Raw genomic sequence first — 13,430 nt, 5'->3', positions numbered from 1 at the left:
TGCCTGGCTCCTCCGGCCTGACCGCACTGTTCCCGACCGCACCTGCCGCGGTCGTTGTCTTTGCGAGGCTTGCCATGGCACTGTGCCGCCGACCCCTCCGTGCCGAGCGCGGCGGGGCAATTCTGGAGTACGCGGGTGTCGTCGCCCTGGTCGCGGGCGCGGCCGTCGGGCTCATCGGCGTGGCCGGCTCGACGGAACCCGGCCGGCGCGTCCTGGCGGAGGTCGAGCGCGCCGTCTGCGCCGTCCTGCGGCTCGCGGACTGCGGCGCGGGCGCAGGCGCGGCCGCGGCCGACTCCGCCGCCGCCGACCGCGACGCCGCCTTCCGCCCGCAGGGCTGCACCACCGGCTCCTCCGCCATGACGGCGGCCACCGGCGTCTCTGTGGCCGTGTCCCCCGGCGGCAAGGTCCGGATCGCCGAGCGGGTCAGCTCCGACGGCACCGTGGAGGTCAGCCTCGCCCGGGGCTTCGACGCCGCCGCGGACCTGCCGAGCCCCTTCCGCTGGGGCGTCGGCGTCGGGCACCTCGCCGAGGTCGACGCCGGTATCGCGGCGGGCGTGCGCGGCGGAGTGACGGCGGTCGAGACCTGGACCCTCGCCGACCGCCGCGCCGCCGCCGACTTCCGCGAACGTGTGGCCCGGTCGGTCCACCTGGCGGAACTGACCGAGGACAGCGGCGCCTTCGACGCGGTGGGCGCCCAGATCATCGGCCTGCTGGAGGAGCACCTGGGAGGCGGCGGCGCCGGTGCCGGCACCGGCGGCGGCGGCGCCGGCACCGGCGGCGGGACCGGCGCCCTGCCCCCGCCCGACCGCCGCGCGGTCGTGGTCGACGGCGGCCTGCGGCTCACGGGAGACCTGGGCGCCACGCTGGGCGGGCGCGGGCGCCGCCCCGGCCACCCCGACCGCTCCGACGCGGGCGGCGCGGGTGGCCCGGCCGCCCCCTCCGCCGACGGGGCCGACCCGCGCCCGGGCGGGCAGGGTGTCGCCAGCGGCGTGGACCTGCTGCACCTGGTGTCCGCGAGCGCCGAGGGCAGCGGGCACGTCTCCCGCGAGATCGACGAGCGGCGCGGCACCGTAGCCGAGACCGTGGGGTTCACCTTCGAGGAGGCCGGTGAGGTCGGCCGCCTGGTGCCGCGTTCCGTCCTCACCCCCGAAAACGCCAGCGACCGGCTCGTCAGCGCCGCCCTCACCACCACCCGGGACCGGCGGACGGGGCGCCTGACCGAGGTCGCCATCCAGGTCGTCAACGCCGAGGACGAGCACGGCCAGACGGAGGGCACGGCACGCCTGAAGGTCACCGACGCCAACCGCGCGACCGTCCGCGCCTGGCTGGAGGGCGGGGAGCCGCTGCTCGCCCTGTCCTTCCTCTCCACCACCGGCCGCCCCAAGGACGTCACCGACCCGCGGGTCGACCAGGGCGCCGGCACCGACGCCGGTGGAGGCGGGGATAGCGGCGTGCCGGTCAGCGACTTCGACCGGCTGCTGCACGCCGAGGCCACCTACAGCACCGTCCGGTACGCCGTCGACACGGATGGCAGGGAGTTCACCGCCGACGCCGTCCTCGCCGGATGGGCCTTCGGCGGCTCGACGGGATGGGAGTCGGTCTCCCGCACCGCCACCGGCGCCCGCTACCTCGGCGCACCCGATGGCGAGGGCCGCCGCGACCTCGTCCCCCTGACGGCATGCACCGACTGAGGCGGCCACCGGGGGCGGGAGGGGGCGGACGTGTGCGCTGTGGAGGAGAAAGGCGACGCGGCTCATTCCGATGGCCACGACCACGACCCACGACGAACACGAACACGAACACGAGGAGGACGGTTTGCTTGATCTGCTGCGCGCCTGGGCGGTCGGGGCGGCGGTGTGGACGGGGTGGGCGGTGGCCGGCGCCGCGGCGCACCTGGCCTGGCTGCCGCCCGGTGCCCTGGCGGAGTCGCCGGGCAGGCTGGCCTGGATCGGGTGTACCACGCTCGTCGGCTACGCCCTGGTGGCCTTCGCCGGTGGACTCGCGCATCCCCGTCCCCACCGCGACCGCCGCGGCCGCCGCCTCGCGGCGGCCCTGGCGGTGCCGGGCGTGGGGGCGGTCGCTGAGATCACCGCACATGCCACCGGCCCCGGCGGAGCCGGGACGGCCGACGCCGTCGCCGCCGCCGTGGCCCTCAGCGCACTCGCCCTCGGCAGCGCCGCAGGCGCCCGCCTGTCCGCGGCCGCCCGGCCACCGCTCCCCGGACGCACACCGTGAACTGTGGACGGCAACGACAGCGACCGCCACCTACCCTGCCTGCCCGCCCGCTCGACCGCCAGGCTCACTTACTTCATGGACCTGCTCCGCCCACGGCCACCGCCTACGGCTCTTCGCTCCAGTCCCCGCCAACCCCCGCCCTCGGCGAGATCGCCCAGGCGGCAAGCCCCACCTGCTGCTCCTCCCGGCGACGTCCAAGCGGAACGGCCCAACCGCCGATTCCCGCCGGTGTCGCTCGCGGTGCTCAGGCGGCTTGTTCTCCCCGGGGGCGAAATGATCGACCGAAAAGGTTGCGGCGGTGCCGGTCGCCTACCCGGGTGGTGCCATGGGGCCGGACCGGCTCACCCGCATGCCTGTCAGTCCGGGGTGGGTGTCGAGTCGGGGGTCGGGTTGGGGGTGGGGGTCTGTTCTTCCGGCTCGGCGGGAGATGAGGGCTCGTCCGGTGCGGTCGCGTCTTCGGGCGAGCCGGCGTCGGTGCGGTCCCAGTAGGTCTTGGGGACGCGGACGCGGGCGCCTGTCTCCGCCTCGACGACGGCGGGGCGCTGGAGGCGGCGCATCAGCAGGAAGGCCAGCACCGCGCCCACCAGGGCGATGGCCGTCCAGCTCGCGTACAGCGGCCAGTTCACGCCCGTGCCCGCCAGCAGGCGGCCCGTGTCGACCGAGCTCCCCACCACCGGGGCCGGGAGGACCGCCAGGGCGTTGCGGCCGAGGTCGTGGCGGTCGGGGGCCCGGTGGACCAGGGCGGTGGCCACCACGGTCAGGAAGTAGGCGGCGAACCCGATCCCGCCCAGCCACAGCAGCGCCCAGCCGAAGCTCTGCGTGTGCTCGGGCGGGGCGAGGAGGCGGAACGCCAGCGCGCCGATGTTGGTGAGCATGAACCACGACACCGCGCCGATGATCCAGGCCCGGACGAACTCGACCATTGTCCCTCCGCCGACTCGTGTTCGGATGCGTCCATCCCCCGCGAGTTGCGCCGTCCCCGTCGCGATCCGCGTCCGTGCTCCACTCCGCCGCGCGAACGCGCGCCGTTTCCGGCGGCGGCGTTCCCCGGCCCGTGGTGCTGCCTGCCGTGCCCGATCGTTGTGACCGCCGTGACCACCACGGCCGCCCGCCTCACCGGCGCGGGACCGCTTCGCCGTGCGGCGCCGCTGCCGCGCGCCGGAGGGCGTTCCGGAGCATCCGGTGTGCGCGGTTCAGCGGACGAGTCTAGACGGAACGCGCGTCCCACCGCACCCGCCCCGCACACCCGCACACACCCGCGCACGCCCTCGCTCCCCTGCTCCCCCGTCCCCCTTACACACCCGGCCCCGCCCCGACATGGCGGTGCCCCTCCCGGCCCTCGCGTCCGCCGATCCCACAGCCCCACCCGCCCCCACACACATGGCGGTGCCCCCGCCCGGGGCAGGGCGGGGGCACCGAACGGGTACCGCGAGGATGGCGGCCGGGCGGGGTGGCGCGGCCGGGGCGGGCGGGTGAGGGGGTCCGCTCGCTCGGGTCGGTTAAGGAATCACTCCGCTTACTCCACGAACCCGATGTCCGTGTACTGGATGGAGGCGAGCCCGTTGGCTCCCCAGTTCGCGACGTTGGGGTTCACCGCGTAGATGCCGGGCCGCTGGAACAGCGGCACCGCCATGCTCTCCTCCCACAGCATGCGGTCGATCTCGTTGGCCTTCTCCGCGTACGCCTCGGGGTCGGTCTCCTTCGACAGTTCGTCGAACGCCTCGTTCAGCTCGTCGGTGGAGGAGAAGTGCAGGTTGTTGCCCCAGGTGGGGTTGCCGTCCTCGTCCTCGCCCACCGGGCCGGTGAAGTTCTCGGCGAAGTACCCCGCGTAGGGGTTGGTGCTGGAGTACACGAACGTCGTGGCGTCGAACTCGCCCGGCACGATGTACTCCGGGAAGTAGGAGTTGCTCGGCACCGTCTCCACGTTGACGGCCACGCCCACCTCCGCCAGTTGCGCCTTGGCGATCTCCGCCTCGTCGGCGGTGTTCTGGAGGTCCGAGGGGATCACCCAGTCCAGTTCGAGGCGCTCGCCGTCCTTGGTCCGGACCTCGCCCTCGCCCTCCAGGGTCCACCCGGCGTCCTCCAGCATCTGCGCCGCCAGCTCGGGGTCGTACTCGCCGAAGCCCTCGCTGTTGTCGCGGAAGCCGGTCTGGGTGGAGCGGATGAGCCGGTTGACCGTGGGGTCGGTGGTCCAGTTGACGCCGCTGAGCGTGGCCTGGGCCATCTGCGACCGGTCGATGGCGTGCACGAGCGCGTTGCGCACCTCGCGGTCGGCCAGCAGGCGGCCCTCACCGGCGTTGAAGGTGATGTGCCGGTAGGCGTTGTCGATGGCCTTGGTCAGGCGCACGCCCTCGGCGTCGCTCAGCAGCTCGTAGGCGGCGGCGTCGTAGCCCAGGTAGAAGCCGTCGATCTCGCCGTTGTTCATCACCCCGGGCAGCGCGTCGTTGCCGTAGGTGTGGAACACGATCGAGTCGAGGATGGCGGGCTCGCCCCACCAGTTGTCGTCGCGGTTGACCGTGATGGTCTGCGCGGTCTCGTCGAACTCCACGTCGCCGAACGGCCCGGCGGTGACCGGGAAGGCCAGCTCGTAGTCCTCGTTGAACCGCTCCGGGTCCTCCATGTACTCCTTGGGGTACAGGGCGTCGAACAGGCGCGGCCACTCGGCGAAGGGCTCGTCGAAGTGGAAGATCACCTCGTACTCGTCGTCCCCCTGCTCGACGTCGCCGATCCGCTCGTAACCGGACTTGTCGCCGATCTCGAACTCGCTGTCGTTGTCGCGGTGCCCGCCGACCGTCTCGACCTGGGCGGCGTAGTCCTCCCAGGTGATCGGCTCGCCGTTGGACCACTCGGCGTCGGGGTTCAGCTCGAAGGTGAGCGTCATCCCGTCGTCGCTGATCTCGCTGGAGAGGACGTAGTCCTCGTTGGGGTACGGGTCGCCGTTCTCGTCGAAGTTGTGGGCCTGGGGCAGCACGGCCGAGGCGATCCGCTCGGCGTTGGCGAGGTTGCCCTGCGTGTGGTGCACCTGGTACTGCGGCGGGAACTCGTTGATCCCCCAGTGGAAGGTGCCGCCCTCCTGGAGGTCGGCGCGGTCCGTCTGGTTGATGTCGATGGCGGGGATGTCCGCCAGGGTCTCCTGGTTCTCGTTCCCCTCGTCTCCGCCGCCACCGCCGCAGGCACTGGCCGCAAGGGCCAGGACCACGAGGGGGGCGCCGAGCTTGGCGGCGCGTCTCATCCGCACGGGAGTCTCCTCACTGATCACTTTCCTGGGGGATCGGGTGGGCGCGATCGGCCCTCCGACGGTCACAGGGGCTCCTGCCGCTCGGCGTAGTGGCAGGCGGCGGCCTGGTCGGCCGCGCCCTCCACGCGGCGCCGCAGTTCCGGTTCGCGCTCCCGGCACGCGGTGCGCTCCTCCTCGCCGAGCACGGCGAACTTCTGGCACCGGGTGCGGAAGCGGCACCCCGAGGGCGGGTCAGCGGGGTTGGGGAGGTCACCCTCCAGGACGATGTGGGACCGCCGCCGCTCCTTCTCGGGGTCGGGCAGCGGGATCGCCGACAGCAGCGCCTGGGTGTAGGGGTGGGTGGGGTGCCGGTACAGGTTGGCGACCTCGCCGATCTCCACGATCTTGCCGAGGTACATCACCGCCACGCGGTCGGCGATGTGGCGCACCACCGACAGGTCGTGGGCGACGAACAGGTAGGCCAGGCCGAGCCGGGCCTTGAGGTCGTCCAGCAGGTTGACCACCCCGGCCTGGATCGAGACGTCCAGCGCCGAGACGGGTTCGTCCAGCACGATCAGCCGGGGCTCCAGCGCGAGCGCCCGCGCGATGCCGACGCGCTGGCGCTGGCCGCCGGAGAATTCGGCCGGGTAGCGGGCGGCGTGCTCGGCCTCCAGGCCGACCAGCCGCAGCAGTTCGATGACGCGCGCCTGGAGCCTGTCCTTGGGGTAGGCGTGGGTGCGCAGCGGCTCGGCGACGATCTCGAAGACCCGCATGCGGGGGTCCAGCGAACTCATCGGGTCCTGGAACACCACCTGCATGTCGCGCCGCACCCGCATGCGCTCGCGCCCGCCGATCCGGCCGGACTCGGTGCCCAGCACCCGCACCGCCCCGCTCTGGGGGCGGTCCAGGCTGAGGATCTCCAGCAGGGTGGTGGTCTTGCCGCAGCCGGACTCCCCCACCAGGCCCAGGGTCTCGCCCTCGCGGATGTCGAAGCTGACGCCGTCGACCGCGTAGACGGTGCCCACCCGCCGCTTGAACAGCGCGCCGCGCGTCAGCGGGTGGTGCTTGACCAGGTTCTCGACCTCCAGCACGGTGGTGCGGTCCTCGCGCGGGACCGCCGCCTGCGGGGGGTCGCCGATCTCGGGCACGGGGTAGACGTCGCGCGCGGTCCAGCCGTTGGCCTGGATCTCGCCGGCGCGGACGCAGGCCGCCCGGTGGCCGGGCGCGCCGACCTGCTCCAGCGCGGGCTCGGCCTGGGTGCACGCCTCGACGGCCAGCGGGCAGCGCGGGGCGAACGGGCAGCCGGGCGGCATGTCGGTGAGGGAGGGCGGGCTGCCGGCGATGGGGATGAGCGGGGTCTTGTCGTCCTGGTCCAGGCGCGGCACCGAGCCCAGCAGGCCCATGGTGTAGGGCATGCGGGTGCGGTAGTAGACGTCGTCGACGGGCCCGGTCTCGACCAGCCGCCCGGCGTACATGACCTGCACGCGGTCGACCAGGCCGGCCACCACGCCCAGGTCGTGGGTGATCATCAGGATGGCGGCGCCGGTCTCGCGCTGCGCGGTCTTGAGGACCTCCAGGATCTGGGCCTGGATGGTGACGTCGAGCGCGGTGGTGGGTTCGTCGCAGATGATGACGTCGGGGTCGTTGGCGATCGCGATGGCGATCATGACCCGCTGCCGCATGCCGCCGGAGAACTCGTGGGGGAAGGAGCGGTGCCGCCGCTCGGCGTCGGGGATGCCCACGAGGGTGAGCAGCTCGACGGCGCGGGCCAGCGCGGCGGCCTTGCCGAAGTGGGGGTTGTGCGCGCGGACGGCCTCGGCGACCTGGTCGCCGACGGTGTAGACCGGGGTCAGCCCCGACAGCGGGTCCTGGAAGACCATGGCGATGGCCCGGCCCCGCTTGGCGGCCATGGCGCGGTCGTCCAGCCCCAGCAGTTCCTCGCCGTGCAGCCGGATGGAGCCGCTCACGCGGGCGTAGTCGGGCAGCAGGCCCATGGCGGCCAGCGACGACACCGACTTGCCCGACCCGGACTCCCCCACGATCCCCAGGATCTCGCCGCGGCGCAGCTCGTAGCTGACGCCGCGCACCGCGGTGACGTCGGGGCTGCCGCGGGTGCCCGGGAAGGTGACCTCCAGGTCGGTGACCTGGAGGACCGGGGTGTCGGTGCCGTCGGGCCGCGCGGCGTCGCCGTGGGCATGGGCGGTGGTGGCGGTCATGGTTCCCCTCTAGCTCCTGCGCCTGGAGTGCGGGTCAAGGGCGTCGCGCAGGCCGTCGCCGACCAGGTTGACCGCCAGCACGAGCAGGATGAGCAGCCCGGTGCAGAACCAGAAGGTCCACGGGAAGGCCAGGGCCTGGCGCGATCCCTCGGCGATGAGGGAGCCCAGGGTGACGTCGGGGGGCTGCACGCCGAATCCGAAGTAGGACAGCGCGGTCTCCAGGATGATGGCGCCGCTGACGTTGATGGTGATGTCGACGATCAGCAGCGACGACATGTTGGGCAGGATGTGGCGCAGGATGATGCGCCCGCTGCTGACCCCCATGTAGCGGGCGGCCAGCACGTACTCGCGCTCCTTGAGCGAGATGGTCATGCCGCGCACCATCTTGGCGGTGACCATCCACATCAGCCCCGCGAGCAGGATGACGAAGACGGGCCACTCCGAGCCGCGCAGCACCGGGTAGAGGATCGCCAGGATCAGAAACTGCGGGAGCACCAGGAAGAGGTCGGTGATCCACATCAGCACGCGGTCGGTGGGGCCCAGGTAGTAGCCGGCGAAGGCGCCCACGATCGCGGCGACCACGGTGGTGGCCACGGCCGCGCACAGCCCGATCACGATGGAGCGCTGGAGCCCCACCATGGTCATGTGGAAGACGTCGCGCCCGGTGGTGTTGGTGCCGAACCAGTGCTCGGCCGAGGGCGGGCTGCGGAACGCGAAGAAGTCGCGCTCGTCGAACTCCCACGGGCTGAACAGCGGCCCGATCCAGGCCATGAGCACCAGGGCGCCGATGATCACCAGGCCCACGACCACGCGCGGGGTGCCCAGGACCTCCTTGGCCAGCGAGGACCAGCGGCCGGTGATGGCCGGGGGGATGTCGTCGGGCGCCTGGGCCTCGCGCTCGGTTGCGATGCTCACGGGATCTCCTCCAACGCCGGGCGGCAGCGGGGCGCCGCGGCCGGGGGGCCGGCCGGGCGCGGGGACGCGGAAGCGGTGGGCACGGTCAGCTCACCCGCACCCGGGGGTCGAGCCAGGCGTAGAGCACGTCGGACAGAAACGACGCGGCCATCACGCACACGGCCATGAAGCAGGTGACGGCGGCCACCGCGTTGACGTCGTTGGTCACGATGGAGTCCACGACCCAGGCGCCCATGCCGTGCCAGCCGAACACCTTCTCGGTGAAGGTGGCGTTGGCGATGAGGATGCCGAAGGTGAAGGTGAAGTAGGTGATGGTGGGGATCATGGCGGTGCGCAGCGCGTGCTTGAACAGGGCGGCCCGCCGGGTGAGGCCCTTGGCCATGGCGGTGCGCACGAAGTCCGAGGCGAGCACGTCGAGCATCATGTTGCGCTGGTAGCGGCTGAAGGCGGCGAACAGCGACAGCACCAGGGTAAGCGTGGGCAGGATGGCGTGCTGGACGCGGTCGGCGAGGGTGCCCCAGAACCCGGCGTCGAGGTTGGCGGTGTACTCGCCGCCGTACTCCAGGAGCTGGCGGCCGGTGACGTCGTTGATCCACACCGCGGTGACCTGGAGGACCACGGCGATCACGATGGTGGGCACGGCCAGCAGGAAGAACGCCACCACGGTGGAGGCCCGGTCGAAGGCGCGGTACTGGCGCACCGCGGAGTAGGCGCCGACGGCCACGCCCAAAGTGGCGCCGATGACCGCGCCGACCACGATCAGCCGCAGGGTGACCCCGGCTTTTCTGGCAATGTGCTCGTTGACGCTCTGGTCGGTAATGGTCTGGCCGAAATCACCGACCACCACACCGGAAAGCCACGTCGCGTAGCGCTCGGCGAGCGGGGTGCGGTCGTTGAGGTTGAGGTGGTCGAGTTCGCGCTCGATCGCCTCGGCGCTGAGCGGCGGCTGCTGCTGCTCGAAGTTGGAGCGCGGGCTGAGCGTGGTGGCGGCCAGGAGGTAGGCCAGGCTCGACGCCAGGAAGACCAGTATGAGTGAGCTGAGCAGTCTCCTGATCAGGAACTTCGCCAACGGATGCCCCTACGTCTCGCCCGGGTGGACCGGTTCGGACCTGCTGTGAACGATCGGCGCAAGTCCTCTGGGCCCACAGAGTGCGTTCTGTGCCTACCTACATTCAGACGGGCGCGAGGAATGGAGTCCAGTCCCGCAGGAGAGGATCGGCTCCCCGGCGTGACCGCAATCCACTTACATCCGATTCACGGTCAGTGATCCGAATTGACACGAGTTTGGGCTGTTCTCGGACACCGGAAGGTTACCGGCCTATCAAGAAAGCACAACGAGCGTAGTTTTTCTTCACATCCCCGCACTTCACAGCAGAATATAAACCACCTCCGGACGCTTCCGCTCAGACCGTCCACAGGCGCCCGCAGCGCCCGCGCGGCCCGCCCGCCGGCCGTCCGGCGGTGCCCGCGCCCCTCGCGCTCGGGCGCGCGGGCACCGCCCGCGCGCCTCAGGCGTCGCTGGAGCGCCGCCAGATGTTGACCCCGAGGTCCACCGCGTGCCGGTCGATCTCGGCCAACTCCTCGTCGCTCAGCGCCGGGCCGCGCACCGCCGCCACGTTCTCCTCCAGTTGCTCCACGCTGCTGGCACCGATCAGCGCCGAGGTCACCCGCTCGTCGCGCAGCACCCAGGACAGCGCCAACTGGGCCAGCGTCTGCCCGCGCCGCCGCGCCAGCGCGTCCAGCGCCCGCACCCGCTCCAGCACGTCGGCCTTCAGCCAGTCGCGCGAGAACGCCTTGCCGCGCTGAGCGCGGGAGTCGGCGGGCACCCCGTCCAGGTAGCGGCCGGTCAGCAGGCCCTGGGCCAGCGGGGAGAACACGATGCAGCCGGCGCCCTCGCGCTCCAGCGCGCCCAGCAGGTCCTGCTCCTCGATCCACCGGTTGACCATCGAGTAGGACGGCTGGTGGATGAGCAGCGGCACGCCCATCTCCCGCAGCAGCGCCGCCGCCTCGGCCGTGCGCCGCGCGGAGTAGGAGGAGATCCCGGCGTAGAGCGCCCGCCCCGACCGCACCGCGTGCGCCAGCGCGCCCATGGTCTCCTCCAGCGGCGTGGAGGGGTCGTAGCGGTGGCTGTAGAAGATGTCGACGTGGTCCAGGCCCATGCGGGCCAGCGACTGGTCCAGGCTGGCCAGCAGGTACTTGCGCGACCCGCCGCTGCCGTAGGGGCCGGGCCACATGTCGTAGCCCGCCTTGGTGGAGATCACGATCTCGTCGCGGTAGGGCCGGAAGTCCTCGCGCAGCATCCGGCCGAAGTTGACCTCGGCCGCGCCGGCCGGCGGCCCGTAGTTGTTGGCCAGGTCGAAGTGGGTGATTCCCAGGTCGAAGGCCCGGCGCAGGATGGCGCGCCGGGTCTCCAGCGGCCGGTCGTCGCCGAAGTTCTGCCACAGCCCCAGCGACACGGCGGGCAGGTCCAGCCCGCTGCGGCCGCTGCGCCGGTAGGGCATGCGCCCGTCGTAGCGGGCGGGGTCGGCGGTGTGCACCCCGGCCGGTGGCGCGTCGAGCCGGGGGACGTCGTGTTCTCGCACCATGGGCCCCATCATTCCATCCGGTGCCGCCCCGCCCCGAACCGGACGTCTGCGCCCGGTGCCCGCGCACGCCCGCCCGCCGCCCGAAACCGACGGCGGGCGGGCGCTGGGCGCGTCTGGGGGCTAGCGGCCGATGTCGTGGCCGCGGCCGTGCCAGATGGACACCACCGAGGGGCGCGGGAAGTCCCCGTCGGGCCAGGTGCTCTGCGGCTGGTCGAACGTGCCGTCCTCACCGGGGTGCTGGGGGGCGATGAAGACCGTCTTCTGGTCCTCGGTGATGAAGGGGCCGCAGCACTCGGCGCCCACCGGCACCGACGCGAACGCCTTCAGCTCGCCCTTGTAGCGGCCCTCGACCGGCACCGCGAACAGCGCGTCGTTGACGCCGATGGTGCCGGGCTGGCCGTCGGTGGAGATCCACAGGTTGCCGCGCTCGTCGAAGGTGAGGTTGTCCGGCGAGGAGATCGCCACCACCTTGGACTTGTCGTAGCCGGCGAAGTAGGTGCTGGGGTCCTCGGGGTCGCCGCAGACGATCGGCACGTCCCAGCGGAACCGGGTGGCGCCGGCGTCGTTGTTGCTCTCGGTGATCTCCAGGATGTGGCCGAACCGGTTGGGGCCGCGCGGGTTGGGCTCGTCGGCCTGGCCCGGCTCGCGGGCGGAGTTGTTGGTCAGCGCGCAGTAGACCTTGCCGGTGGCCGGGCTGGCCTCGATGTCCTCGGGGCGGTCCATCTTGGTGGCCCCGGCGGCGTCGGCGGCCAGGCGGGTGTGCACCAGCACCTCGGCCACGGTGAAGCCCGGCACGAAGCTCTTCTTGTCGGTGCACAGCGGCACCCACTCGCCGCGGCCGTCGAAGGCGCCGTCGGCGGGCAGGGCGCCCGAGCCGTCGAACTCCTTGTCGGGGCTGTCGCCGCTGAGGCGGGCCACGTACAGCGTGCCGGTGTCCAGCAGCGCGCTGTTGGCGCGGCGGGAGCCCTCGCGGTAGCGGCCGGCGCTGACGAACTTGTAGATGTAGTCGAAGCGCTCGTCGTCGCCCATGTAGACCGCGACGCGGCGGTCGCGGGTGAGGCGGGTGGTGGCGCCCTCGTGCTTGAAGCGGCCCAGCATGGTGCGCTTGCGCGGGGTGGAGTCGGGGTCGAACGGGTCGATCTCCACCACGTAGCCGAACCGGTTGGCCTCGTTGGGGTGGCGCGACAGGTCGAAGCGCTCGTCGACCCGGTCGAAGCGGCGGTTGCCCTCGCGGGTGTCGCCGGAGGTCGCGATGCCGTAGCGCGCCAGCGCGGCCTTGGCGTCCTCGGGGGCGCCCTCGCCGCCGACGAAGTACTGGTTGAAGTTCTCCTCGCAGGTGAGGATGGTGCCCCACGGGGTCATGCCGCCGGCGCAGTTGTTGAGCATGCCCAGCACCCGGGTGCCCTGGGGGTCGGCCTCGGTGCGCAGCAGTTCGCTGCCGGCGGCCGGGCCGGTGAGCTTCATGGTTGTCGCTCCGGTTGGGCGCCTCGTGGAAGCAGGCGTCGCCGCAGCGGAAGCGGCAGGTGGTCCGGGAACGGCCGCCGCCGACCTGGCCGAGCAGCGGCAGCAGGCGACGGTGAGGCGCGGTTTGCGGCACTGGGGTCCTCCTATGGCTCACGGGGATGGCCGCCGGGCGGGGGGCCGCGCGACGCTGTCGCGGGGGTCGCGCGGGCCGCTCCGGGGGCCGGTGTCCGGGGTGGCGGGGGGTACCCGAACGTCCTTGACCTTTACGGACAAGAGACTCGTCTGAGTGAATCCGCCGTTAATGCACTGACAACTTCGCCACACGCGTTGTCCAGCCACCTCCTCGCGCCGGCGGGCGGGCACCGCGTGAGCAGCGCCACCGCCGATCGGGCGGCCCGGTGGCGCCGCGCGCCGGCGGCGCCGCCCGACCGGATCCGGTCACCCGTTCGTAACCTGTGACTACCCGTGACCGCCCGTGATGTAGCCGGTTTCCGGCCCGGAGCACGGCCGCGGCCCGGTTCGGCGCGGGGGGACGGTCACTCATCACCCCCACCTGGTTCACCAGAAGTCAACCCGCGTATTCTGAAGCCGGGCGTGCCCTTTCGACCTGTGAGGCACCCGTACCGAGACCGATTCCACGCACGTCACCGATCCGAAGAGCGATCCCCTACGCCCGCGGCCCCGCGCCGTGACCCGGATCCGGGCATCGGACGCACCCCGCGGGCACCGCTCGACGTCACAGCGGCTCGTCCGCGGTGTGACGGTCCGCCACTGTCGCAGGGGAGTGAGATCCACGTG

8 protein-coding genes and 1 pseudogene are annotated in these 13,430 nt (G+C 72.4%); 2 read left to right on the top strand and 7 right to left on the bottom strand.

All coding sequences use genetic code 11. The features are described 5' to 3' along the window. Positions 1–74 precede the first annotated feature (74 nt). Together LG943_RS02615 and LG943_RS02610 are read left to right on the top strand one after the other, a co-directional pair. A complete protein-coding gene (locus LG943_RS02615) occupies positions 75–1,691 on the top strand; it encodes a hypothetical protein (protein WP_270070514.1) in 1,617 nt (538 codons plus the stop codon). A 70-nt stretch (positions 1,692–1,761) separates the two neighbouring features. After that, positions 1,762–2,235: a hypothetical protein gene (locus tag LG943_RS02610; RefSeq protein WP_270070513.1), complete on the top strand. Its 474-nt coding sequence runs from the start codon at positions 1,762–1,764 to the stop codon at positions 2,233–2,235. Positions 2,236–2,591: 356 nt separating this feature from the next. Here the strand turns inward: LG943_RS02610 and LG943_RS02605 are convergent, their stop codons facing one another. The 7 genes and pseudogenes from LG943_RS02605 to LG943_RS02575 all read right to left on the bottom strand — a co-directional run. Further along, the gene (locus tag LG943_RS02605; RefSeq protein ID WP_270070512.1) at positions 2,592–3,158 is read right to left on the bottom strand and encodes a hypothetical protein; all 567 of its coding nucleotides are present in this window, start codon (positions 3,156–3,158) and stop codon (positions 2,592–2,594) included. 593 nt (positions 3,159–3,751) lie between these two features. After that, positions 3,752–5,467, bottom strand: a complete 1,716-nt coding sequence (locus LG943_RS02600) for an ABC transporter family substrate-binding protein (RefSeq protein ID WP_270070548.1) — start codon at positions 5,465–5,467, stop codon at positions 3,752–3,754. Positions 5,468–5,535: 68 nt separating this feature from the next. Beyond that, positions 5,536–7,668 (bottom strand): ABC transporter ATP-binding protein, encoded by a 2,133-nt coding sequence (locus tag LG943_RS02595; RefSeq protein ID WP_270070511.1) that lies wholly within the window; start codon positions 7,666–7,668, stop codon positions 5,536–5,538. A 9-nt stretch (positions 7,669–7,677) separates the two neighbouring features. Further along, positions 7,678–8,583 (bottom strand): ABC transporter permease, encoded by a 906-nt coding sequence (locus tag LG943_RS02590; protein WP_270070510.1) that lies wholly within the window; start codon positions 8,581–8,583, stop codon positions 7,678–7,680. 85 nt (positions 8,584–8,668) lie between these two features. Further along, positions 8,669–9,652, bottom strand: coding sequence for an ABC transporter permease (locus LG943_RS02585; RefSeq protein WP_270070509.1), 984 nt, complete (start codon positions 9,650–9,652; stop codon positions 8,669–8,671). A 439-nt stretch (positions 9,653–10,091) separates the two neighbouring features. After that, a complete protein-coding gene (mgrA, locus tag LG943_RS02580) occupies positions 10,092–11,168 on the bottom strand; it encodes an L-glyceraldehyde 3-phosphate reductase (protein ID WP_270070508.1) in 1,077 nt (358 codons plus the stop codon). Between the two features lie 120 nt (positions 11,169–11,288). Beyond that, positions 11,289–12,656 (bottom strand): annotated as a pseudogene (locus LG943_RS02575) (PhoX family protein); the annotation flags it as partial. Positions 12,657–13,430: the final 774 nt, after the last annotated feature.

This window comes from Streptomonospora mangrovi (genome assembly GCF_027604915.1).
Taxonomy (GTDB): Bacteria; Actinomycetota; Actinomycetes; order Streptosporangiales; family Streptosporangiaceae; genus Streptomonospora; species Streptomonospora mangrovi.
Note: the sequence above shows the minus strand (reverse complement) of the source record. Positions and strands in the feature narration are given on the sequence as shown.

Bases quoted from the DNA above. Each gene is read 5' to 3' on its own strand.
- LG943_RS02610 (WP_270070513.1), top strand. From the start codon at position 1,762: ATGGCCACGACCACGACCCACGACGAACACGAACACGAACACGAGGAG.
- LG943_RS02600 (WP_270070548.1), bottom strand. From the start codon at position 5,467: ATGAGACGCGCCGCCAAGCTCGGCGCCCCCCTCGTGGTCCTGGCCCTT.
- LG943_RS02615 (WP_270070514.1), top strand. From the start codon at position 75: ATGGCACTGTGCCGCCGACCCCTCCGTGCCGAGCGCGGCGGGGCAATT.
- LG943_RS02605 (WP_270070512.1), bottom strand. From the start codon at position 3,158: ATGGTCGAGTTCGTCCGGGCCTGGATCATCGGCGCGGTGTCGTGGTTC.
- mgrA (WP_270070508.1), bottom strand. From the start codon at position 11,168: ATGGTGCGAGAACACGACGTCCCCCGGCTCGACGCGCCACCGGCCGGG.
- LG943_RS02595 (WP_270070511.1), bottom strand. From the start codon at position 7,668: ATGACCGCCACCACCGCCCATGCCCACGGCGACGCCGCGCGGCCCGAC.